This window comes from Paraburkholderia sp. BCC1886, assembly GCF_900996245.1.
Taxonomy (GTDB): domain Bacteria; phylum Pseudomonadota; class Gammaproteobacteria; order Burkholderiales; family Burkholderiaceae; genus Paraburkholderia.
Genome location: NZ_CAAJGK010000096.1, coordinates 339,529 through 362,520, shown reverse-complemented (window position 1 = coordinate 362,520; position 22,992 = coordinate 339,529). Strand labels below are relative to the sequence as shown.

General features: G+C 66.7%; 14 protein-coding genes. 8 read left to right on the top strand and 6 right to left on the bottom strand.

Annotation, left to right across the window (positions count from 1 at the left end):
• Positions 1-28: 28 nt before the first annotated feature.
• Together FQ746_RS30110 and FQ746_RS30105 are read right to left on the bottom strand one after the other, a co-directional pair.
• On the bottom strand, positions 29-2,392 hold the full coding sequence (locus FQ746_RS30110; RefSeq protein WP_144113432.1) for a bifunctional diguanylate cyclase/phosphodiesterase: 2,364 nt from the start codon (positions 2,390-2,392) through the stop codon (positions 29-31).
• The gene (locus FQ746_RS30105) at positions 2,392-3,540 is read right to left on the bottom strand and encodes a GGDEF domain-containing protein (RefSeq protein WP_144113431.1); all 1,149 of its coding nucleotides are present in this window, start codon (positions 3,538-3,540) and stop codon (positions 2,392-2,394) included. The genes FQ746_RS30110 and FQ746_RS30105 overlap by 1 nt, the downstream gene beginning before the upstream one ends.
• A gap of 475 nt (positions 3,541-4,015) precedes the next feature.
• Between FQ746_RS30105 and bcsD the strand changes: the two genes are divergently transcribed.
• The 7 genes from bcsD to FQ746_RS30070 all read left to right on the top strand — a co-directional run bounded on the left by bcsD (position 4,016) and on the right by FQ746_RS30070 (position 17,411).
• A complete protein-coding gene (bcsD, locus tag FQ746_RS30100; RefSeq protein ID WP_144113430.1) occupies positions 4,016-4,471 on the top strand; it encodes a cellulose biosynthesis protein BcsD in 456 nt (151 codons plus the stop codon).
• A gap of 228 nt (positions 4,472-4,699) precedes the next feature.
• Complete coding sequence (gene bcsP, locus FQ746_RS30095; protein ID WP_144113429.1) at positions 4,700-5,626, top strand: cellulose biosynthesis protein BcsP; 927 nt, start codon at positions 4,700-4,702, stop codon at positions 5,624-5,626.
• The gene (gene bcsQ, locus FQ746_RS30090; protein WP_144113428.1) at positions 5,623-6,411 is read left to right on the top strand and encodes a cellulose biosynthesis protein BcsQ; all 789 of its coding nucleotides are present in this window, start codon (positions 5,623-5,625) and stop codon (positions 6,409-6,411) included. Before bcsP ends, bcsQ begins: the two co-directional genes overlap by 4 nt.
• On the top strand, positions 6,408-8,627 hold the full coding sequence (gene bcsA / locus FQ746_RS30085) for a UDP-forming cellulose synthase catalytic subunit (RefSeq protein WP_144113427.1): 2,220 nt from the start codon (positions 6,408-6,410) through the stop codon (positions 8,625-8,627). The genes bcsQ and bcsA overlap by 4 nt, the downstream gene beginning before the upstream one ends.
• Positions 8,628-8,630: 3 nt before the next feature.
• Positions 8,631-11,279, top strand: coding sequence for a cellulose biosynthesis cyclic di-GMP-binding regulatory protein BcsB (gene bcsB, locus FQ746_RS30080; protein WP_144113426.1), 2,649 nt, complete (start codon positions 8,631-8,633; stop codon positions 11,277-11,279).
• Between the two features lie 10 nt (positions 11,280-11,289).
• The gene (gene bcsZ, locus FQ746_RS30075; protein ID WP_144113425.1) at positions 11,290-12,501 is read left to right on the top strand and encodes a cellulose synthase complex periplasmic endoglucanase BcsZ; all 1,212 of its coding nucleotides are present in this window, start codon (positions 11,290-11,292) and stop codon (positions 12,499-12,501) included.
• Positions 12,492-17,411 (top strand): cellulose synthase subunit BcsC-related outer membrane protein, encoded by a 4,920-nt coding sequence (locus FQ746_RS30070; RefSeq protein WP_144113424.1) that lies wholly within the window; start codon positions 12,492-12,494, stop codon positions 17,409-17,411. Before bcsZ ends, FQ746_RS30070 begins: the two co-directional genes overlap by 10 nt.
• A gap of 66 nt (positions 17,412-17,477) precedes the next feature.
• Here the strand turns inward: FQ746_RS30070 and FQ746_RS30065 are convergent, their stop codons facing one another.
• Entirely contained in the window at positions 17,478-18,779 is a 1,302-nt protein-coding gene (locus tag FQ746_RS30065; protein WP_144113423.1) for a DUF2252 domain-containing protein, read from the bottom strand.
• Between the two features lie 301 nt (positions 18,780-19,080).
• Between FQ746_RS30065 and FQ746_RS30060 the strand changes: the two genes are divergently transcribed.
• Complete coding sequence (locus FQ746_RS30060; protein WP_144113422.1) at positions 19,081-19,332, top strand: hypothetical protein; 252 nt, start codon at positions 19,081-19,083, stop codon at positions 19,330-19,332.
• Positions 19,333-19,351: 19 nt separating this feature from the next.
• Here FQ746_RS30060 and FQ746_RS30055 read toward each other — a convergent pair whose 3' ends face one another.
• From FQ746_RS30055 to FQ746_RS30045, 3 genes are all read right to left on the bottom strand, one after another.
• Positions 19,352-20,722: an ATP-binding protein gene (locus FQ746_RS30055; RefSeq protein WP_144113421.1), complete on the bottom strand. Its 1,371-nt coding sequence runs from the start codon at positions 20,720-20,722 to the stop codon at positions 19,352-19,354.
• Positions 20,723-20,734: 12 nt separating this feature from the next.
• Positions 20,735-21,457, bottom strand: coding sequence for a response regulator (locus tag FQ746_RS30050; RefSeq protein ID WP_144113420.1), 723 nt, complete (start codon positions 21,455-21,457; stop codon positions 20,735-20,737).
• A 63-nt stretch (positions 21,458-21,520) separates the two neighbouring features.
• Positions 21,521-22,771, bottom strand: a complete 1,251-nt coding sequence (locus tag FQ746_RS30045; RefSeq protein WP_144113419.1) for an arsenic transporter — start codon at positions 22,769-22,771, stop codon at positions 21,521-21,523.
• Positions 22,772-22,992 lie beyond the last annotated feature (221 nt).

Below are 22,992 nucleotides of genomic sequence, written 5' to 3'. Positions count from 1 at the left end.
AACCGGGAGAACTTAAACTCTCGCCGCGTCACTCCCCCGCCGGCCAGGGCAACCCCAGCGTCGACCAGTCGAGCACCGCGCCGAGCACTCGCCGCTCGCCCGCGAAGCGCACAGCCATCGTCACCGCGACACAGGTGCGCCCGGCGGTCAGCGACAGATACGGGTGACTCGCGACCGCCACGCCCGGCCGCAGCACGGCGTTGCGGAAATACGGCCGGTGATCCCAGCGTCCACCGCGCGGCTGCGACGCGACATGCAGCGAGCCCGGTTCGCGCCGCCACGCGGGCCCGGGAATCTCCTGGCCGATCTGCCGGCCCGAGTCGTCGAGATGGAAGCAGCTGATACAACGCGGCGAGCGGGCCAGTTCGGCGAACGCGTCGGCCTCGGCATGGCCGTCGTGCATGGCGGCGACGGCCTTCTGCAACGCCGCCCGGTAAGGCTCGACCTCCGTCTCGAACAACGTGTGCTGATGCGCGCGCCCATGAGCGATCGCATCGAACGCGGCGTCGATCTGCCGATGCATCGGCTCCGGGGCGACGATCTCGCCCGCTGGCCGGCCGAGCAGATACCCCTGCGCAAAATCCACGTTCGACCTCACGGCCAGCACCAGTTCTTCGGCTGTCTCGACGCCTTCGACCACCACCAGCATGCCGGCGCGATGCAGCAGCGAGACCAGTTGCGGCAGGATCGGCTGCGCGGTGCCGTGGCCGGTCGCGCGAATCAGCTCGCCGTCCAGCTTGACGAGGTCCGGGCGGATCCGGAACAGCCGGTCGAGGTTCGACTGCCCCGCGCCGAAATCGTCCACGGCGATCAGGAAACCGTGCTCGCGATACAGCGCTGCCACGCGCGACATCTCGTCGACACTGCTGCCGTGCGATTCGAGAATCTCCAGAATCACCCGGGCCGGCGCGAGTCCCGCCGAGTTCACCAGTGCGGCGAGACGGTCGGCATAGCCCGCCGTGACGAAGGTGGCCGGCAGGATATTGAGGAACAGCCACGCGTCGTCGGGCAACGCGGTGCGCGCGTGGGCCAGATGGACCGCGTGGCTCAGGCGGTCGAGCGCGATCTCGTCGCTGGCCGGTTTCGGCGCGAACAGCACGGCGGGCGGCACCAGCGTGCCGTCGTCCAGCCGGCCGCGCAACAAGGCCTCGAAACCCACCTGCTTCTGATGCGACAGACTGTAAAGCGGCTGGAAGTGCGAAGTCAGTTCGTAGCGATCCCAGCGCTGCACGGTGCCCATCGCGATGGCGCGCCCGGCATTGGCCGCAACGGCCTGCTCATCGGCCAGCTCATCCGACTGGGCATCGGCGGTCGGCGGACGCTCGGCGCAGACCCGGTTGCGCCCGCTGTACTTCGCCCGCAACAGCGCTTCGTCGGCGCGATCGAGCAGCACCATGATGTTTTCGCCGCGCCGGTGCTGGGCCACACCGAAGCTCGCGCTGAGGTGGCCGTCGGGCCGCGCGATGGTCGTCAGCGCGCTGCGCAGCCGTTCGGCGACGCGCAAGGCGCCGTCCAGACCGTCGTCGAGCAGCACCGCGAACTCTTCGCCGCCGATCCGGCTCACGCTGTCCCCGGGCCGCACTTGCGCCATCAGCACCTGCGCCACCTGGAACAGCGCGCGATCGCCGACCGCGTGCCCGAAGCGGTCGTTCAGCGATTTGAAGTTGTCGATGTCGAGAAAGATCGCGCTCACCCGGGCCTCGGGCGCCATCGCATCGAGCCGGCGTCCGGCCTGCTTGACGAACTCGCGGCGGTTCTGCAAACCGGTCAGCGGATCGGTCGCGGCGAGCTGCGCCAGCTGGCTTTCGAGCAGAAAGTGATGCCGCCGGAACCGGTAGAAGCCGATATGGAACACCGCGGACAACGGCAGACCGATCGCCACGACCCACATCCAGGCGACGACTTTGGCGTCGTGCGCGAGCGGCTCGCGCGCCAGCACCGCGTAAGCCGACGCATAGAACAGCACGCTGCCCACGCCGAAATGCGTCGGCGTGAGCCACAGCGGCGCGGCGCAGATCGGAAACACCACCAGCGCGGGCAGCGTCCACAGCAGCGGCGCTTCGACCCCGGCGACGTTGAGCGTGAGACCCGCGATCATCACCAGCGTGTACGCGACGCCGACGGCGCCGAAGCTGCGCGTCGAGCGCGTGTACGGAATCGTCAGCGCCAGCAGCGCGAGCGCGAGGGCGCAGCCGAGCCGCGCGGCGAGCGGCGCGGTCGGCCCCGCCACCAGGTTGCGCGCGATCACGAAGAAAACGAACGCGACGACCGAAAACGCCATCGTCACCGTGGACAGTGGGCGCTGATGCTCCAGCGAGCGGCGATGAAAACGCTCGCGCAAGCCCGGGTCGGAGGTTTGCGGGGCGAACCGGGAGAGCAGGTTGTTCGCCATCAGGCCGCCGCCATCACGCGATCGCGGCCGGACGCCTTGGCCGCGTATAACGCGCCGTCGGCGCGCGCCATCAACTGGGCCAGCGACTCGTCGCGGCGCCGCTCATCCACGCCCACGCTGAAGGTGTAGCGCAGTCCGCGCGGCAAGTCCGTGGAGCGTGCCGTGCCGAGCAACGCCCGCAGGCGGTCCAGCAGGATCACGGCTTCGGCCGTACTGGTCGCCGGACACAGCACGCCGAATTCCTCGCCGCCGAGCCGACCGAACACATCGCCGGTTCGCAGATGACGCGTCACGAACGCCGAGAAGTGCGCCAGCACCTGATCGCCGGCGGCGTGCCCGTAGTTGTCGTTGACCGCCTTGAACGAATCGATGTCGAGGATCGCCATCGCCAGCGGCGCACCGTCGTGCTGCGACGCTGCGAGCAGCGCGACACCGCGCGCAAGGAAAGCGCGCCGCGCGAGCGCGCCGGTCAGGTCGTCGATATTGGCGAGCCGCTCGAGGCGCTCGGCAAGGCGGTCCTGCGCCAGCATCACCACGCCGATCGACAGGAACGGCTGCACGAGGATCGCGATGGCCAGAAACATCACGTTGGCGGGCGTGACCTGCAGCAGCGTGTTTTGCGCCACCAGATGAAAGCCGTACATGATGCCGCGCGTCGTATGTCCGGCGCCGAGCAGCAGCGCCGCCGTCGCGACGAAGTAATAGGCGTAGCGCGGCCGGTCCGCGGGACGCAGGCGCAGCACCGTGACGAACAGCAGCCCATAGAGGCTTGCGTGCAGCGCCGAAGCGAGCGCCACGCGTGCGTTGAAATCCGGCGCGACATAGGTCCAGTAGAACAGACCGAGCGACATCGCCAGCACGCCGGCGTAGGCCGGCCACAAGTGCCCGGCGCGCCCGAAGAAGCGGTAGCACCCAGCCACCAGCCAGAGCAGCGCCAGCGCGACCAGCCCGTTGGCCACGACGATCACGATCCATTGCGACGCGTGGCCTTGCAACGCGGCGCACAGCAGGCCGAGCACGGCCGCCGCGTTCGCGCCGATCCAGTAGCTCACGCCGGGAATCGCCGCGCGACGCAGCGAGCCGAGCACGGCGAGAGCCATCCCGCTCGACAGAATCGTGACCAGCAAAATACTGAGTGGATTGAACATTACTTTCCAGAAAGCGGACGATACGCAAATGGCGATGTCATCGACATGCAAGATTCCGCAAGACTTCCGTCCGGCAATCGTTCCGGCGTTATTGCGGCATTCTCGGCCAACTCGAGCGTTGCATTTAACACGAAAGCTTCGGACTCAAGCAGGAAACGCTTTTGGCCGATATACCGGAAATCAAATCGCACGAATCCCGGAGCGCTCTGCAATCAGGACGTTCGGCCACGGGATTTAAACAAAATATGCGCATCCAGTGCAATCGTTTACGCGTATAAAGCTGATGAATGTAAAGTGGCCAAAAGTTAATGTCGCAAGTAGACTCCTCCGAAGTGTGGTTTACCGGACGGACAAATCCGGTAAAACGCGCCCAGGGCGCGTGCAATGCGCGGCTGTTCCAGAACAATTCAATGGCACCCGGCCGTCGGCGTCCGTATTCGCTACGGAATCGAACGACGGCCTTTTTGCGGAAAACATGGTCCCAATTCTCGATTACCTGTTGGAACGCCAGATTTCGTCACAGTGGCGCGGCATGCTGAGCGCACTCGCGGCCGAGTTCGAAGCACAGATTGGCCACGATGAACTGCGTCAGCTCATGTATCGGGTGGGCAGCCGGTTCGCAGCGGCGCATCCGCTACCCGAGGTGGCCTCGACGGTCGATCTCGCGCAGGCCGTGAACGCGTACTGGCAGCAGATGGATTGGGGCTACGTGGAATTGAGCGATGAAGCAGAGTCGCTGCGTATCGTGCACTATTGCGCCCCCTTGCAGGCCTTCGGCGGCGGCGCGCTCGCCTGGACGCCAGCGTTTCTCGAGGGTGTGTATCAAAGCTGGTTGAGTGCGCTCGGCGCGCAAGGCCTGTCCGTCGCGCAGACCAGCGACTACGGGCCGGATGCGGCGCTCGAGTTCCGCTTGGGCAGGCATACGGCCTGAGCGATCGGGTAGTTATGCGGAACGCGCCGGACCGGTGCGCGGATCGCGGTGGTGGTGGATTGACCAGAAGCACCTGAAGCACATGAAGCACCATAAGCACCAGAGGAAGCAGTTGGGCACAAGCAGCACCCGGCAGGAAGCAGGCAGCAACAAGGGGCAGTCAGCATCGAGCGCCGCGAGCAATGGTAAGAATCGGGGCAGGAAAGTCATGAAAAAGACGGCGGCACTATGAGTTCATCGAGCGACATCGAAAAATTATTCGATCATTTTGGCGGCGACGCCAACGCGTACCAGGAGATCGGCCGCGAGAACGAAGCGCGCACCGCGCGCACCCGTTGGCCGCTGCTGGTGACGCTGGACCTCACTCAACCGACCATCCCCGCCATCGGGCAGCAGAGCCAGGAGCGGCCGCCCACGCCGGCCGCCAGCCGGCGTCTTGCCCTCGAACCCGACGACGGCACGCCGAAAGACGTGGCCTCGGTGACGCGCGCGAAGGCACCGCTGTTCACGCGCTCGCATCGCCGGGACATTCCCGAAGTCGTGGTGAAGTCCGCCCAACCCAATGCGCCGACCGGCGCGTCGCGCTTCGGCGATCGCGAAGCGACCAACGAAGCGGTGGCGCGTGAAGCCGCGCAGTCGGAACAGCGGGCGAGCGCCGCAGCAGCGCAAGCCGCCCAACTGGCGCAGGTGACGCAAGCCGTGCCGTTGCAGCCGGTTGCTGCTATTGCGCCAGTGCCGCCTCTGGCAGTTGCGCCGGCTGCCGCTATTGCGCCGGTGCCACCTCTGGCAGTTGCGCCGGTTGCCGCTAATGCGCCGGTGCCACCTCTGGCAGTCGCGCCGGTTACCGCTATTGCGCCGGTGCCACCCTTGGCAGTCGCGCCGGCTGCCGCGATCCCACCGGTGCCGCCTGTCGCAGCGATAGCCCCCGTGGCCTCGTCGGTCTCTGCGGCCCCGCAACCGTCCACCTCGATCCTCGGCAAGCTGTTCGCTCCCGCCCCGCAAGCGGCTTCGCCCGCCGCGCCGGCAGCGGAACCGGCGCCGCTGCAGTCGATCTTCGCCCGCCTGCGTGGCGAGCCCACCCAACCGGCGGCCGCCCCCGAAGCTGCGCCCGCCACTTCCCCCTCGTGGCTGAACAACGGCCCGCGTCGCTCATGAAAGTCATCACGGTAGTGTCCGCCAAGGGCGGAGTCGGCAAGACCACGCTCTCCGCGAATCTCGCCTCCGTGCTGGCCGCCAGCGGCCGTCGCGTGATCGCGCTCGACCTCGATCCGCAGAACGCGCTGCGTCTGCATTTCGGCGTGCCGCTCGACAGCATCGACGGTATTTCGCGCGCCACGCTGAGCGGCGAGCCGTGGCAGTCGGTGATGTTCGACGGCGTCGACGGCGTGACAGTGTTGCCCTATGGCGCCGTGCTCGAAGACGACCGCCGGCGCTTCGAAGCGCATGTCGATCACAACCCGCTGTGGCTCGCGCAGTCGCTGCAAACGCTGCGGCTCGACGCGTCGGACATCGTCATCGTCGACACGCCGCCGGGTTCGTCCACGTACGTGCGCACCGCCCTGTGCGCGGCCACCTTCGCGGTGAACGTGGTGCTCGCCGACGCGGCCTCGTACGCGGCCATTCCGCAAATGGAGCGGCTGATCGAAACCTACGCCGCGCCGCGCCCCGAGTTCGGCGGCGTGGGCTACGTGATCAACCAGATCGACCAGTCGCGCCAGTTGACCAAGGACGTGCTCAAGGTGCTGCGCCAGATGCTCGGCGACAAGCCCTTCCCCGGCGTGATCCATCTGGATGAAGGGGTGAGCGAGGCGCTCGCCTGCGACACCACGCTGATTCATTACGATCCACTCAGCCAGGCCGCCGCCGATTTCCGTTCCTGCGGCAACTGGCTGATGGCGGCGGTCGATGCGATCGCCGTCTCGCCGAGGAACGTCGCATGAGTAGCCCCAGCACCGGCGCGGGATCCGCGCCCCAGGTCGAAGTCGCCGAACATTCGCGGCTCGAACGTTTTGTCGACGCGCGCGTCTGGAACAGCCGCATCTTTACGGGTCTGGTCACGCTGTTCGCGCTGGTGATGCTGTACTTCGTGTTCACCGTGCCGCTCGTGTTCACCCAGCAGTTGCTGTTCGCGAGCTGCTGCTTCGCGACCGCGCTGTGGTTCCGGCGGCTGCAGGGCCGCTACGCGACCATGGTGATGATCATGCTGTCCATCGTCACCTCGGGCCGCTACATGTACTGGCGGCTGACCTACACCACCTACTGGGAACATCCGCTCGACGCCGCATGGGGTTTGCTGCTGGTGTTCGCCGAAGTGTATTCGACCGTGGTGCTGCTGCTCGGCTACTTCCAGACCGCGTGGCCGCTCAAGCGCGCGCCGATGCCGCTGCCCGCTTCGCGCGACGCATGGCCGAGCGTCGACGTGTTCATCCCGACGTATAACGAGCCGCTCTCGGTGGTGAAGCCGACCATCTTCGCCGCGCTCGCGCTCGACTATCCGCCCGAGAAGATTTCGATTCACGTGCTCGACGACGGCCGTCGTCCCGAGTTCAAGGCGTTCTGCGAGGAAGTCGGTGTCAACTGGACGATCCGCACGCACAACCGCCATGCGAAAGCCGGCAACATCAACGAAGCGCTGAAAATCACCAGTGGCGAATATCTCGCGATTTTCGACTGCGATCACATTCCGACCCGCTCGTTTCTGCAAATCGGCCTCGGCTGGTTCCTGCGCGACAAGCTGCTGTCGATGCTGCAAACGCCGCACCACTTCTTCTCGGCCGATCCGTTCGAACGCAATCTCGGCACCTTCCGCAAGGTGCCGAACGAAGGTGAATTGTTCTACGGACTCGTGCAGGACGGCAACGACCTGTGGAACGCGACCTTCTTCTGCGGCTCGTGCGCGTTGTTGCGCCGGACCATGGTCGAAGAGATCGGCGGCATCGCGGTCGAAACCGTGACGGAAGACGCGCACACCGCGTTGAAGCTGCACCGTCTCGGCTACACCACCGCGTATCTGTCGATTCCGCAGGCGGCCGGCCTCGCCACCGAGAGTCTGTCCGGCCACATCGGTCAGCGGATTCGCTGGGCGCGCGGCATGACGCAGATTTTCCGGATCGACAATCCGCTCGCCGGTAAGGGGCTGAAACTCGGACAGCGCCTGTGCTATCTGAACGCGATGATGCACTTCTTCTACGGCATTCCGCGTCTGGTGTTCCTGACCGCGCCGCTGTCGTACCTGTTCTTCGACGCGCACGTGATTCAGGCTGCCGCCGGCACCATCGCCATCTACGCGCTGCCGCACATGATGCACGCGAGCATCACCAATTCGCGCATGCAGCGCTCGTTCCGGCATTCGTTCTGGGCCGAAGTTTACGAGTCGGTGCTGGCGTCCTACATCACCGCGCCGACCCTGCTCGCGCTGATCAACCCGAAGCTCGGCAAGTTCAACGTGACGGCCAAGGGCGGCCAGATCGAGAAGAACTACTTCGACTGGGCGATCTCGCGGCCGTACCTGTTCCTGCTGCTGCTGAACCTGATCGGCTTCGTGTTCGGGCTGTTCCATATCTATTTCAACTGGCATCAGCGCAGCGTGGTGGAAACCACCGTGCTGAATCTCGGCTGGACCACCTACAACATGCTGATTCTCGGCGCGAGCGTCGCCGCCGCGAGCGAGCGCCGGCAGATTCGCGCGGTGCACCGCGTCGCCATGAAGATGCCGGTGATGCTGCGCTTCTCGACCGGCCGCACGCTCGCGTGCGAAACCATCGACTACTCCGAAGGCGGCGTGGGCGTGGCCCTGCCGGGCAAGATCGAAGTGCCGATGCACGAGCACGTCACGGTCTCGCTGTTTCGCGGCGACGAGGAATACGCGTTCCCCGCGACCGTCGGTTTCACGGCACCGGGGCGCGTGGGTCTGCGCTTCTCGGCGCTCACCCGCGAGCAGGAATACGAATTCGTCAAGACCACGTTCGCCCGCGCCGATGCCTGGACCGGCTGGGCCGAAGGCCGGCAGCAGGACACCCCGCTACGGGGTCTGTCGCACGTGCTGACGGTGGGCGCGCGCGGCATCGGCGGGCTGTTCGAGCATCTGTATGCCGACATCAAGACTTCGATGAAAAGCCGTCCGGTGGACGTCAAAAAGTTAAAGACCAAAGACTGATCTATGCGCAACAGGATGGCGAAGAACAACATCGAACGCTCGGCTCACGAGCGCAATGAAGCGGGCGCGTCGTCGGGGTCCTCGACTGGCCTGTTCGGCCGCCCCGCTTCGCCACGGTTCATGCGCGGCGTAGCTTGCTGGCTCGCGCTGCAGACGGCGCTGAGCGCGCTGGCCGTGCCGCTGGCGAGCGCCGCGGAAACGGTGGCCGCGACCACGGGCGGCGCCGGTAACTCGTCCAGCACGGGCAACTCGGGCAACGCCCGCACCGCCGCACCGGCAGCCGGTGCGACGCTTGCCGCGCCGCTGCCGGGTGGCCCGGTCGGCGGATCGGCCGGCGCCACTTCCGTCGCGACCGGCATGGGCAGCGTCCCCGCGCCGAGCCCCGCCGTTACTTACGACCCGAACGCGATCGCTCAGCCGCAACTGGCCACGCCGACGCCCGCGCTCGCCGCCTCGTCGGTCAAAGCGCTCGGCATCCGGACCCCGACCACCGCCGAACCGGGCACGCAAGTGCCGGGCGGCCGCCGTCAAACCCTCACGTTCGCCGATCTCGGCGCGCTCGACCCGCTGCAACTGCGCGGCGTCGACGGCCAGAACGGCGTGGCGTTTTCGGTGCGCAACGACGAAGTGGTGACCGGCGCGATCCTGCATCTGGTCTATAGCTACTCGCCCGCGCTGCTCACCAATATCTCCCAGCTGAAAGTGCTGGTGAACGGCGAAACGGCCGCGACGCTGCCGGTTCCGCACGACCAGGCCGGCATGCTGGTGGCGCGCGACGTGTCGATCGATCCGCGCTTCATCACCGAATTCAACCACCTGAACGTGCAACTGATCGGTCATTACACGACCAGTTGCGAAGACCCGGCGAACTCCGCGCTGTGGGCGACCGTCAGCAATGCGAGTTCGCTCGACCTGACCTACGCGTCGCTCGCGACCAAACCGGATCTGGCCGCGTTGCCGCAACCGTTCTTCGATCGACGCGACGTGCGGCGTCTGGAACTGCCGTTCGTGTTCCCGCAGCATCCGGGTCCCGGCACGCTCGAAGCGGGCGGCATCGTCGCGTCGTGGTTCGGCGCACTGGCCGGCTATCGCGGCGCGGTATTCCCGTCGCAACTCGACAACGCGCCGCTGTCGGGTAACGCCGTCGTGTTCGCCACCGACGACAACCGCCCGTCCGGCATCGCGATTCCCGCGATCTCCGGTCCGACCATCGCCGTGGTGGATCGCGAAGCGCCGGCGCGCGGCAAGCTGCTGCTGGTGCTCGGGCGCACGGAAGCGGAACTGAAGACCGCCGCGAGCACGCTCGGTATCGGTCAGAACACGCTGTCGGGCCCGAGCGCGACCATCACGCGTCTGAACGACCTGCTGCCGCGCGAGCCGTACGACGCGCCGAACTGGCTGCCCACCAACCGCGCGGTGCGTTTCGGCGAACTGGCCGACGCGCGCGACCTGAGCGTGTCGGGCTACGACGCCGACGCCGTGCACGTGAACCTGCGCGTACCGCCCGACCTGTTCATGTGGCACACCGACGGCGCGCCGATCGACCTGCGCTACCGCTACACCGTGCGCCCGCAGCGCGACCGCTCGTCGCTGAACGTCAGCGTCAACAACGGCTTCGTGCAGTCCTTGCCGATTCCCGCCGAATCCGCGTCGGTGTTCGAACTGAGCCATTACTTCGCGAACATCCTGCCCGACGGCACCGCCGAAGCGCGCCGCATGCTGCATATTCCGCCGCTGCTGCTGACGCCGCGCACGCAATTGCGCCTGCACTTCTACTACGACATCCCGAACACCGGCGAATGTCATGGCCGTCTGCTCGACAATGTGGTCGGCGCAATCGACCCGAATTCGACCATCGACCTGTCGTCGTTTCCGCACTACATGGCGCTGCCCGATCTGGCCGCGTTCGCCAATAGCGGCTTTCCGTTCACGCGGATGGCCGACCTGTCGCAAACCGCGGTCATCCTGCCGAACGACGCCGATTCGAGCGATTACAGCCTGTATCTGCTGACGATGGGCCGCATGGGCGCGTCGACCGGCTATCCGGTCACCGGCGTCACCGTGGCCGGCGCCGACGACGTCGACCGCCTCGCCAACAAGGACCTGCTGATTTTCGGCGCACCGGGCAAGCAGCCGCTGCTGCAACGCTGGGCCAAGTCGATGCCGTTCTCGAGCGACGGCGATTCGCGCACGTTCCAGCTGTCCGACGTGGTCTTCAAACTGGAAGACTGGTGGCATGGCGAGCGCGGTGTCGAACGCGCGCCGGCCCGTGCGGACCTGACGCTCGTGAGTTCGAACGGCGCGGCGCTCCTGACCGGTTTCGAGTCGCCGTTGCAGAAGGACCGCAGCGCGGTCGCGCTGGTGAGCGCGGCCGGCCAGTCCGACGCGGATCTCTCGGCCGCCCTGCTCGACTCCGACGTGCTGCCGGAGATTCAAGGCGCGATGGCCGTGATCCACGGCCGCACGGTGACCATCACGTCGAATGGCGAGGTGTACTACATCGGCCATCTGTCGCCGCAGGAGTATCTGCGCTGGGCGCTGTCGTCGCATCCGCTGCTGCTGATGCTGGGCGGCGTGCTGGCCGCGCTGGTCATCGCCGGCGTGTTCTACCGGACGCTGCGTGGCATCGCCGCGCGCCGCCTGAGGGATTAACAGGACAGTTATGCAGGTTCGACTCAACAGAAAGATCGGCGTGGCGCTGACGCTAGGCCTGGGCGTAGGACTAGGACTAGGACTGGCGGCGTCTACTTGTTTGGCCAGCATCATGAAGGTATCGCAGAGCGCGCCGGCCCCCGCGCCCGGCGCCTGCGGCGACTGGACCGGCTACCGGCTGTTCGTCGAACGCTTCGTGCAGGCCGACGGCCGCGTGGTCGACTACTCGACGCCGACCCAGCAGACCACCTCGGAAGGCCAGTCGTACGCGATGTTCTTCGCGCTGGTCGCGAACGACCGCGCGACCTTCGACCGGCTGCTCGGCTGGACCCGCAGCAATCTCGCGGGCAATCAGTTCGACGGCCAGAACGTGCGGCTGCCGGCCTGGCAATGGGGCAGAAAACCGGACGGCAGCTTCGGCGTGCTCGACCCGAACTCCGCCGCCGACTCGGACCTGTGGATTGCCTACGACCTGCTGCAAGCCGGCCGTTTATGGCAGGACGCGAGCTATACGCAGTTGGGCATGGCGCTCGCCGCACAGATCGCGCGCCAGGAAACCACCAGCCTGTCGGGTGTCGGCCCGATGCTGCTGCCCGGACCGCAAGGCTTCGTCGAAAACGGCGTCACGCGGATGAACCCGAGCTATCTGCCCTTGCCGGTGCTGCGCGCGCTCGCTCAGGCACAGCCCGGCGGCCCGTGGAACCGGCTCGCCGACAGCGCCTACAAGCTCGTCAAGACGACTTCGCCGCAAGGCTTCGCGCCCGACTGGGCGGCCTGGCAGAACGGCCAGTTCGTGGTCGACCCGAAGAACGGCGACGTCGGCAGCTACGACGCCATCCGCACGTATCTGTGGGCCGGCCTCACCTCGCCCGCCGACCGTCTCGCGAAGCCCTGGCTCGCGGCGCTCGGCGGCATGCGCGCGCGCGTCGCGCAGAACGGCTATCCGCCGGAGAAGGTGTCGTCCACCAGCGGCGCGGCGAGCGGCGAAGGGCCGCTCAGCTACTGGGGCGCGCTTGCGCCGTACTTCAGATCGCTCGGCGACGAGCACGGCCTCGGCCTCGCGCGCACGCATCTGAGCGCGCTGGACGTGTCGGTGCCGGGCCGTGAACCGGTTTACTACGATCGTGTGCTGGGCTTGTTCGGCACGGGTTTCATCGACGGCCGCTATCGCTTCGACGAAGCCGGCCGCCTCGTGCCTGCCTGGAGAAATGGATGCGCCTGACCACCCTCGCGATGTCGTTGCGCCCGTTGCGTACATTACAGGTGGCGCTGAGCGTTACCGCCGTGTGCTGCGTGGCGATGGCCTCGCCCGACGCGCTCGCGCAGGCCACCAAAGATCCGCTGAGTGTGCTGATCGATCAGGGCAAGTACTGGCAGTCGCATCAGCGCGGCGACCTTGCCGAACAGGCCTGGCTCAAAGTGCTGCGGATCGATCCGAAGCAGCCCGACGCGCTGTTCGGGATGGGCATGGTGATGGCCGACCGCAAGGACGGTGCGGGCGCCCAGCAATATCTCGCGCGTCTGAAGGCGGTTGCGCCGACTTATCCGAGCATCGACGAACTGGGCCGCCGGCTCGGTGAATCGAGCGAGCGCGATCAGACCGTGAACGACGCGCGGCGCCTCGCGCAAGCCGGCCAGAGCGCCAGCGCCGTGCAGGAATATCAGCGCGCGCTGGACGGCAAGCCGGCCACGCCCGAACTGCAACTCGAGTATTACCAGGCCCTCTCGGCGACACCGCAGGGCTGGGATCAGGCGCGCCGCGGCCTCGAACAGCTCGCGCGCGACAACCCGAACGATCCGCGCTTCGGCCTCGCCTACGCGCAGCACCTCACTTATCGCGACGTGACGCGTCGCGACGGTATCGCGCGGCTGCAAAAACTGAGCGCCGACAGCAGCGTGGGCGCACCGGCGAAAAAAAGCTGGCGCCAGGCCTTGTTGTGGCTCGACGCGCGGCCGTCGGACTCCGCGCTGTATCAGGCCTATCTGCAAGCCGCGCCCGATGACGCCGCCGTCAAGGCGCGCTTCGATTCGATGGTGCAGCAGGACAAATCCGCGCGCGACAGCGCGCAGGCCGGCGCTGGTGCGGGCGCGAGTGTCGACGTGCGCGGCCGCACGGTCGGCGACGGTTTCGCCGCGCTCGATCGCAACGACGTCGCTACCGCGCGCAGCAAGTTTGCTGCGGTGCTGGCGAACAGCCCGAACGACACCGACGCGCTCGGCGGCATGGGTATCGTCGAACTGAAACAGGAGCATTTCACCGAGGCGCGCAACTATCTGGAACGTGCGTCGCGCAGCGGCAATCCGGCGCGCTGGAAAACCGCGCTCGACAGCGCGACCTACTGGAGCTACACCAGCGACGCGATCGGCGCGCGCAGCAACGGTCAGTTCGCGCAGGCCAAGTCGCTGTTCGAACGGGCGATCGCGGCGAATCCGTCCGACGTCACCGCGCAGGTGCTGCTCGGCGAGATGCTGCTCGCGAATCACGATCCGGCCGGCGCCGAACAGGCGTACCGGATGGCATTGCGCCGTCAGGCCGACAATCCCGATGCGATCCGCGGACTGGTCGGCTCGCTCGCCGCGCAAGGCCGCGGCGACGAAGCGCTGCAGTTCGCCAATCAGTTGAACACCGAACAGCAGTCGAAGGCCGGCGGCATCAACCGTCTGCGTGGCGAAGCACAGGCCGCTCAGGCGCGTGCTGCCGAAGCACGCGGCGATCTGGGCAGCGCGCGCAGTCTGTTCGAAGACGCGCTGCTGAATACGCCCGACGATCCGTGGCTGCGTCTCGACCTCGCGCGCATCTACGTGCGTCAGGGGGCGGTCGCCAACGCCCGCAGCATGATGGACGGCCTGCTCGCCGCGCATCCGGACATGACCGACGCGCTGTATGCAAGCGCGTTGTTGTCCGCCGAAACACAGGACTGGTCGACGGGTCTCGCGCAACTCGACCGGATTCCGGCCGCCCAGCGTACCGACGCGATGACCGTGCTGCAGCATCGGCTGTGGGTGCATCAACAGGCCGACCTCGCCACGCGGATGGCGAAGAACGGTCAGAACCAGCAGGCGCTCGCCACCCTGCGCGCCGCCGAACCGGTGGCCGGCAACAGTCCCGAACTGGTCGGCGTGATCGCCGGTGCTTACCAGCAGGCGGGAGACCCGACCCGCGCGCTCGGCCTCGTGCGCAGCGCGATGAGCGCGGCGCCGGGCAATACCGATCTGCTGCTGCAATACGCGGGCATCCTGTCGGCGGCCCAGCAGGACGCCGAACTCGGCCCGGTGATGCGCCGCCTCGCCGCCATGCCGCTCACGCCGCAGCAACGCACCGACTTCGGCAATCTGAATGTCGGCATCGTCATCAAGCAATGCGATACGGTGCGGCTTAGCGGCGATCTGGCTAGCGCTTATGAAGTGATCGCGCCGTGGCTCGCCTCGATGCCCGACAACCCCGATCTGCAGGCCGCGCTCGGACGTCTGTACACGAGCGCCGGCGACGATAACAACGCGCTCGCGAGTTATCGCGCCGCGCTGCAACGCCGTCCCGACGACCTGAGCCTGTTGCAGGCGACCATTCCTGCCGCAGTCGGCGCGAAGCAGTTCAACTATGCGGAGACGCTCGCCAAACAGGCGCTCGCCGCCGCGCCGGGCGACCCGAGCGTGCTGGCGACCGTCGGCCGCATGTATCGCGCCCAGGGCAAGCTGTCGCTGGCCGCGACGTATCTGCAACGCTCGCTGATCGCCGCGAACACGCCGTTGATGCCGAATTCGCCCCGCACCGCGAGCGCGGGCAACGTGCCGCGTGGCTGGGAAGTGGCGATGCGCCGGATCGGCGCGACGCCGCTGCCGGGCACTAATCCTTTCGAAGGCAAAACCGCCGTACCCGCGTCGGCCAGTGCTGACAACTCCGCGTCCGCCGGCGGCTTCAATGCCGCGCGGGCGACGCTTCCGTATTCGCAGTCTTCCTTGCCGACACAGACCGTGCCGAACTATCCGCCGCCTTCGCAGCCCGCGCCTTATGTGGCGCCTTATGTTGCGCCTTACGGTACCCCGTCGCGGGCTCCGGGCCAGCCTTATTCGCCGAATGCCGCACCGGGCGGGATGCCTTATGGCAGCGCAACTGTTCCGGGCGACGATGCGTATGGCGACTCGAGCGGCTACGGCCAGGAGAACACCGGGTCGAGCCAGTCGGGTGCGCCGCTGCAACCGTATCCGGGACAGGGCGCGGCGCAGGTGCAGTCGCAGGCTCAGTCACAGCCGCAGTACAACCCGGCTCAGTACAACCCGGGGTATGCACAGCAGGGCCAGTATCAGCAGCCGGCTCAGTATCAGCAGCAGCAGGGTTATCCGCAGCCGCAAGGCTACGCTCAACAGCAGGCGTATCCGCAGCAGAACTATCAGGCGCAGTATCAGCAACAGCCGCAGTATCAGCAGCAAGCCCAGTATCAGCAGTATCCGCAGCAGACGTATCAGCAGCAGGGCTATCAACAAGGCTACCCGCAGCAACAATACGGCGCCCCGGACGGCTATGCAGCGACTCCGTGGCCGATGTCCCCGGCTGCCCGCGAAGCGCAGACCGGTGCGATGCAACCGCAACCGTATCCGGTCCAGCGCAGGACGACACAACGCGCCGTCACGAAAACCGCACCGAAGACGACCACCCATAGCACGACGACCGCGCGCGCCCCGAGCTATCCGCGTCAGACGCAGCAACGCTACGCGCAGCCACAGCAGCCGTACTACGCGCAGCAGGCCTATCCGCAGCAACAGCAGGGCTACGCACTGCAGTATCAACCGTATCCGCAGCAGTACGCGCAGCAGCAGCCGTACATTCCACAGCCGCCACAGCCCTACTACGCGCAGCCCGCTGCCGCGGGCGGCAGCTATGCGCCCACGCCGCCGTCCACGGCCAACACGCAGACGCTCGGCGTCGCCGAAGAACTCGCGCAGATCAACCGCGAGCAGTCGAGCACGGTGTCGGGCGGGATCGTTTTCCGCAATCGTTCCGGCGAGGACGGTCTGTCGTCGGTCACCGACATCGAAGCGCCCGTGCAAGGCCGCATCGCCGCAGGCAACGGCCACGTCGTCGTGACGGCCACGCCGGTCACGCTCGATGCCGGCACCGCGTCGGGCAACGTGGCGACACTCGCGCGCTTCGGCGCCGGACTATCGAGCACGAATTCGGAAACCGCGGCCATCGCCGGCACCAACAATTACGGCAGCCAGACCGCCAGCGGCGTGGGCCTGTCGGTCGGTTACGAAGGCCGCAATATCAGCGCGGACGTCGGCGTCACGCCGATCGGCTTCCGCGAGACCAACATCGTGGGCGGCGCGCAATTCAACGGCGCAGTCACCGACAAGGTGTCGTACTCGCTGGCCGTCGCGCGACGCGCGGTCACCGACAGTCTGCTGTCGTATGCAGGCGCGCACGACCAGGCATCCGGTCTCGAATGGGGCGGCGTAACGTCGAACGGCGGCCTCGCCAGCCTCGCCTGGGACGACGGCACCAACGGTCTGTACGTGAACGGCTCGTACCAGTTCTACCAGGGTACCAACGTCGTGAGCAACAGTGCGGTGAAGGGCGGCGGCGGCATCTATACCCGTCTGCTGAAAGACGCCGACCAGACGCTGACGGTCGGCGTGAACACCACGCTAATGACCTACGACAAGAACCTGTCGTACTTCACCTACGGTCAGGGCGGTTATTTCAGCCCGCAACAATATGTGATCCTGAACCTGCCGGTCGAGTGGAGCGGCCGCAACGGACCGTTCACCTATGACGTGAAGGGCTCCATCGGCGTGCAGCATTATCGTCAGGACGCGTCGAACTACTTCCCGCTGAACGACGGCTCCGGCCGCCAGGCCGCGGCGGCTGCCAACGCGGCGTTCGTCGGCACCGGTACGACGGCTGTGTACCCGGGTCAGAGCAAGACCGGCGTGTCGTACTCGCTCAGTGCAGTCGGCGAATATCAGTTGGCGCCGCAGTTGGCGTTCGGCGCGACCGCTTCGCTCGGCAACGCTTATGAGTACCGTGAATGGCTCGCGGCGGTGTATCTGCGGTATAGCTTCAGCAAGCAGACGGGCGTGCAGCCGTTCCCGCCGACGCCGCTGGTTTCGCCGTATCTGTCGCTGTCGAACTGAGCGGCAGTTCCAACTGCATTGCCCGAGGCCGCGGTTTTTCCGTCCGCGCCTCGGGCAGACGAACGCCTAGCGCTTGCCGTCCCGCTCCATCGCGTAGCGACGGCAATGTTCGAGATAGCCCACCGAATGGCTGCTCACCAGTTCCAGAATGCTTTTCCAGAGCCAGCCCGGCGCGTCGAGCGTCTTCGAACGGTTGCGGCGTAACTCGGTCAGCCACGCCCGACGCTGCCCGGCGTCCATCTGACGGGCATGCGCCTGGCCTACGACCCGCGCCAGAAAACGCGCGGCCTTCATGGCTTCGTCGCGGGTCAACTGCTCGATGGTCAGCTTCATGTCCTGCGGCAACAGTTCGCGGATCACCACCGCGCGGTCCGACAGACGCGCCGCGCGCATCCGCTCGCCGAGCAACGGCGACAGATGCCGCGCTCCTTCGACCACCCGTTCGGCGTTATCGCGCGGCATGCGCACGCCGGCATAACGCGGCGCCGCAGCCTGCGCCGCTTCCTTGATGTCGATCAGACAGAGATCGTCGCCCTCCACTGCCGCGCCGTCGATGTCGAGCAGCACCGCATAACGCAGACGACCGAGCGAACTGCACCCCTTCACCCAGTACGCGGCGTCCAGCACTTCGACCTGAGCGGCATCGCCCCGGCCGCGCAGCACGGTGGCGAGCCGCGCGAGCGACTGCTTCTCGAACAGCGTGTCGATCTCGCGACGCTCGCTTTTCGCGAGCGGCCAGAAGCGTGCGCCGAGCGGAATGCTCGGCTCGATATCTTCGATACGTTCTTCGGCGAGATGCCGCCACGACCGGCGCACCGCTTCCTTCATCACGACGCGGACGGCTTCGGGTTTGCCATTGGGCGTCTCGACGAGATCGGCGGAGCCGTTCGAGGGTGCTTTCGCGTCCGCGTCTCTGATATCTGAGTTTTTTGCACCTGGGTCTGCACTCGCGTCGAAGGCCCGTTCGTAACCCTCCGCGAGCGCTTCCATCATCCGCACGGTCATCACGCCCGGCAGATCGGAACCGCGCGCGGCAGTCGCCAGTGAGAGACCCAGCCGCACCAGGTCGTGGGCCGGATTACCGATCACCGTCTGATCGAGATCGCGTATCTGGATTTCGACACGTCCTTGCGCATCGGCGACGGGGCCCAGATTACCGGTGTGGCAGTCGCCGCAAATCCAGATGGCCGGTCCCTCGGGCAGCGCGTGGCTATCCATCTGGTCGAGCCATTCGTAGAACTTGCTAGTATTGCCGCGCACGTACGCATGCGCCGAACGCGCCATCCTCGCGTTACGGCGCGAGATCAGCAGAGATTGACGGGCATCGGGCTTGGGCAGCTTGCTGCGGGCGGTGTTCTTCTTCGGCATCTTGAGCTTCACGAGGTAAAGGTGTTCGGATCCGGCGTGCTGCGGGACTTAGCCGCCGCCGGTTGGCACGGCCAACTCCTGCAACCCGAGCACGAAGCGCGCCTTACGATGTGTAAGCAGACGGCTGCCCGTTCGAGCCGGGGCCGCGCACGGGCTCCCACACAAAGTGCGGACGTCGTGTGCGCCCGGGTATGATGCGAATCACGCGCCGCGATCTGTTTGCGATAAGCGCGCCCGCACCCGTTCCAACTGCCTGCGCCAACCGTTGCGCCGCACATTGTCCAAAGCCACGAGACCCAGCATGCCCGTTCAACACGACGACACTCCGCCCGCTCCGCTACGCCGCAAGAAGCTGCCGGTGCCGGCGCGCAATCTGTTGATGGTCGCCGTCGGTGTCGTCGTGTTCGCCATCGTGTCGGTCATCGTGCTGTATGGACCGCTCACCTATGGCGACCAGATTCCGAACTTCGGCATCATCCTGATGATGACCGTGCCGGTGATTGCCGGCGTGGCCTTTCGCGTCGGACTGGATGCGTGGCTCGATCGACCCTGAACCTACGTTCAATCCACCATCAACCCAAAAGCGGCAGCACGACCCGCACTTCCAGCCCGCCGCCCTCCCGTTCGTGGAATTGCAGGCCGCCGCCATGCAGACGGGCGATCCGCTCGACGATCGCCAGACCCAGCCCCGTCCCACCGCTCTGCGAGCGAGCATTGTGGCCACGCTGAAACGGCGCCTTCAGCCGCTCGAGTTCCCGCGCCGACAGCTTGAGCCCCCGATCGCCCACCGCCACAACGACCGCTGAGCCAGCGCCGACGCCGTCGATCCACGTGCGCACCGACAGTCCCGTGCCGCTGTACACGACCGCGTTCTGCATGAGGTTCATCAGCAGCCGCATCATGCCGATCGGCCGGTATGGGAACAAGGGCAGACGCGCGAGCGACAGCGTGAACTCATGCCCGAGGCCCGCAAAATCGCCGGCGAGCCGTTCGATCAGCGCATTCAGATCGCCGCGCACGACCGCCTCGCGTTCGCCGCTGCCCGCGTAATCCATGAACTGCTGCAGGATCGTGTCGATCTGATCGAGGTAAGACTCGGAGGCCGCCGCGAAGCTGCTGTCGCTGCTTTCGGGGATCGCCATGGCCATGGCCAGACGCAGCTTCGTGAGCGGCGTGCGGATGTCGTGCGAGATGCCGGCCAGCATTAGCGCGCGGGTCGCGTCGGCTTGCTGGAGCGCTTGCGTCATCTGGTTGAAGGCGCCGCTCACCTCGGCGATTTCGGTCGGACCGTCGGTCGGCAGCGGCGCCGGCCGTTCGCCCGCGCTGACGCGGCGCGCGGCCCGTGTCAGGTCTTGCAGCGGACGGTTCAGATGGCGTTGCAGGATATAGCCGGTCAGCGCCGCCAGCGCACCCAACCCGAGCGACACGAGAATGGCGGCGTCGAGCCCGTTGTTTTGCGCGTCTTCGGGAATCGGCAAGGCGATCCAGCACGGCGCGTGCGGCGCATCGGCCGGTGCATGCAGGCGAATCCACAGAAGCGGGCCGCCGACCGTCTGCCATTGCACCGGCATATCGGCCGGCAGATGCGCACGCAGACGGTCGAGAAACAGGTTGCGCTGCAACGTGCGATACGCGCGCAGCCAACCCGTGGGCGGCGACTGGAAGGCCAGCGCCGGCACTTGCGAGTGCGCGTCGAGGCGCGCGGTCAACGCGTCGCGAGCCGCAGGCGGCGTAGCGGCGAGCACCTCGTCGAGCGTCGTCACGTAAGTGGTGAACACCGCCGCCGCACGATCGACTCGCGGCCGCTGCACGTAATGCACCAGCACACCCAGCACGCACACCTGGCTCAGCATCACGAGTGCGATGAGCAGGACGATGTTGCGCGCGAGCAGCGTGCGCGGCAGCCAGCGTCGCAGCAGCGGGCGTCGGTTGAGTGCGTTCATGCGTTCATGCGTTCATGCGTCGATGTCGGCGACCAGCATATAGCCGACACCCCACACGGTCTTGATGAAGCGCGGTTTCGACGGATCGTCCTCGATCATCTGCCGCAGCCTCAGCACCTGCACGTCGATGCTGCGATCGAGCGCGTCGTGCTCGCGGCCTCGCGCGCGCGCCAGCAGATTGTCACGGCTGACCGGCCGGTTCGGCGATGCGGCGAGCGCCACCAGCAGCAGCATCTGCGCGGAGTGCACCTCCAGCAACTCGCCCGCGCGGGCGAGTTGCTGCTTCGTGAGGTCGAGTGTAAACGCGCCGAAGCGCACGTTCTGCACCTTCTGCGCGGTGCTGCCGGGTTCGCCCGACGCCATGCGTTGACGCCGCAGCAGCGCGTTGATTCGCGCCACCAGTTCGCGCGGTAGAAAAGGCTTGGCGAGGTAATCGTCGGCGCCGGTTTCGAGGCCGACCACCCGGTCGAGCGGATCGCCCTTCGCGGTCAGCATCAGGATGGGCAGGGTTTGTCCTTGTGCACGCAGCCGCGCACAGATGGCGAGACCGTCCTCGTCGCCGATCATCAGGTCGAGCACCAGCAGGTCGAACGGCTCGCGCTCCAGATAACGGTCGAGCCGTCTGCCGTCCTCGGCGATACGCACGTCGAAACCGTGCCCGCGCAGGAAACGCTGCAGCATGTTGCGCAATTCGGCTTCATCGTCGAGCACGATGATTCGGGCAGGGCGATCCATCTCGCGGCAACTCCTCGATCAGTTCAACACGAAGCGGCGACGCTGCTTCGGTCCGGCAAACGCTTAGCCGGTCAGGATGCGCGCCGCCAGTGCCAGCACCAGCGCGGGCACCATCACCACCACGCCCACCTTGAGAAACTTCATGAAACTCACGTCTTCGCCTTCGCGGCGAATCGCGTTGAGCCAAAGGATAGTCGCGAGCGAGCCGGTGATCGACAGGTTCGGACCAAGATCGACGCCGATCAGCAGTGCGTCGATCACGCGCTCGGGACTGTGCGCCTGCATCACCGTCGAACTGGCGATCAGACCCGCCGGCAGATTGTTCATCAGATTGCTGCCGAAGCCGATGATGCCGCCGGCCCACGCGGCCGCTCCCATCTCGTCGTGTTGCGCGGCGCGCTGCACGAGAGCGGCGAGCGCCTTGATGACGCCGGTGTGATCGAGCATCTCCACCAGCACGAACAGCGCCGCCACCAGCGGCAGCACGCTCCACGAAATTTCGCGGATCATCGGCAGCGGCGACTTGCGTTCCTTGACGAGCACGACCAGCGCGGTCGCGGCGCCGAGTATCGCGGTAGGCAAGCCGAGTTCGATGTCGAACGCGGACACGGTCAGCAGCACCACGGCCGTCACCGCGATGCCGGCCAGCGCGACACGGCCGCTCGCGGACAGGGTCAGCGGCTCGAGGTTGGCTTCGCAGGTGCCGGCGAGCGCATCGCGCTGGGTCCAGCGCAGCGCCGCGTAGGTGGCGACGATCGACAGCAGCGAGGGCAGCGTGAAGCGCATCAGCCACGCGCCGAGCGCGGGCGTGTGATTGCCGTACAGGACGATGTTGGCGGGATTCGAAATGGGCAGTACGAAGCTCGCCGCGTTGGCGATGAACGCGCAGACGAACAGCAGCGGCAAGGCCGGCGTGCGGGCTTTTTTGGCGGCGGCGAAGACGGCCGGCGTGAGCACGACCGCGGCGGCGTCGTTGGACAGAAAGGCCGTGATGACCACGCCGACCAGATACACCAGCAGGAACAGCTTGCGCGGTGAGCCTTTCGCATGATTGACAGCCAGCACGGCGACCCAGTCGAACAGACCTTCGCGGCGCCCGACCTCGGAGAGCAGCATCATGCCGGACAGGAACAGATAGACGTCGGTGCCTTTGCCGATCGCTTCGAACGCGAGCGGCAGCGGCAACAGGCCGAGTACGACCAGCAGCAGCGCGCCTGCCACGGCCCAGATGGCCTCCGGCCACTTGAACGGCCGCGTGATGACGCCAGCCGTCGCGAGCGCGGCGATACCCCAGGCAAGATAGATCGGATTCAAAGGCGAGTTGCTCCGGAAATTGAATGGCGAGTAAGCGGCGTCGGTGCGCAGCATACCTGATGAAAAACGGAAGGCGGGCAACCCGCGTGTGCAACGGCGTGTGCAACGGCGCGTGCAACGGCGTGTGCAACGGCGCGTGCAACCGGCGCCGGCAGCTCCCAGCAAGTTGCGCGCCCCGACCCCGATCCGCAGACGCCGTAACCGGACGGTCAGCCGTTTGC

Excerpts from the sequence above, each read along its gene's own strand:
- FQ746_RS30110 (WP_144113432.1), bottom strand. The coding sequence starts at position 2,392 with ATGGCGAACAACCTGCTCTCCCGGTTCGCCCCGCAAACCTCCGACCCG.
- FQ746_RS30105 (WP_144113431.1), bottom strand. The coding sequence starts at position 3,540 with ATGTTCAATCCACTCAGTATTTTGCTGGTCACGATTCTGTCGAGCGGG.
- bcsD (WP_144113430.1), top strand. The coding sequence starts at position 4,016 with ATGGTCCCAATTCTCGATTACCTGTTGGAACGCCAGATTTCGTCACAG.
- bcsP (WP_144113429.1), top strand. The coding sequence starts at position 4,700 with ATGAGTTCATCGAGCGACATCGAAAAATTATTCGATCATTTTGGCGGC.
- bcsQ (WP_144113428.1), top strand. The coding sequence starts at position 5,623 with ATGAAAGTCATCACGGTAGTGTCCGCCAAGGGCGGAGTCGGCAAGACC.
- bcsA (WP_144113427.1), top strand. The coding sequence starts at position 6,408 with ATGAGTAGCCCCAGCACCGGCGCGGGATCCGCGCCCCAGGTCGAAGTC.
- bcsB (WP_144113426.1), top strand. The coding sequence starts at position 8,631 with ATGCGCAACAGGATGGCGAAGAACAACATCGAACGCTCGGCTCACGAG.
- bcsZ (WP_144113425.1), top strand. The coding sequence starts at position 11,290 with ATGCAGGTTCGACTCAACAGAAAGATCGGCGTGGCGCTGACGCTAGGC.
- FQ746_RS30070 (WP_144113424.1), top strand. The coding sequence starts at position 12,492 with ATGCGCCTGACCACCCTCGCGATGTCGTTGCGCCCGTTGCGTACATTA.
- FQ746_RS30065 (WP_144113423.1), bottom strand. The coding sequence starts at position 18,779 with ATGCCGAAGAAGAACACCGCCCGCAGCAAGCTGCCCAAGCCCGATGCC.
- FQ746_RS30060 (WP_144113422.1), top strand. The coding sequence starts at position 19,081 with ATGCCCGTTCAACACGACGACACTCCGCCCGCTCCGCTACGCCGCAAG.
- FQ746_RS30055 (WP_144113421.1), bottom strand. The coding sequence starts at position 20,722 with ATGAACGCACTCAACCGACGCCCGCTGCTGCGACGCTGGCTGCCGCGC.
- FQ746_RS30050 (WP_144113420.1), bottom strand. The coding sequence starts at position 21,457 with ATGGATCGCCCTGCCCGAATCATCGTGCTCGACGATGAAGCCGAATTG.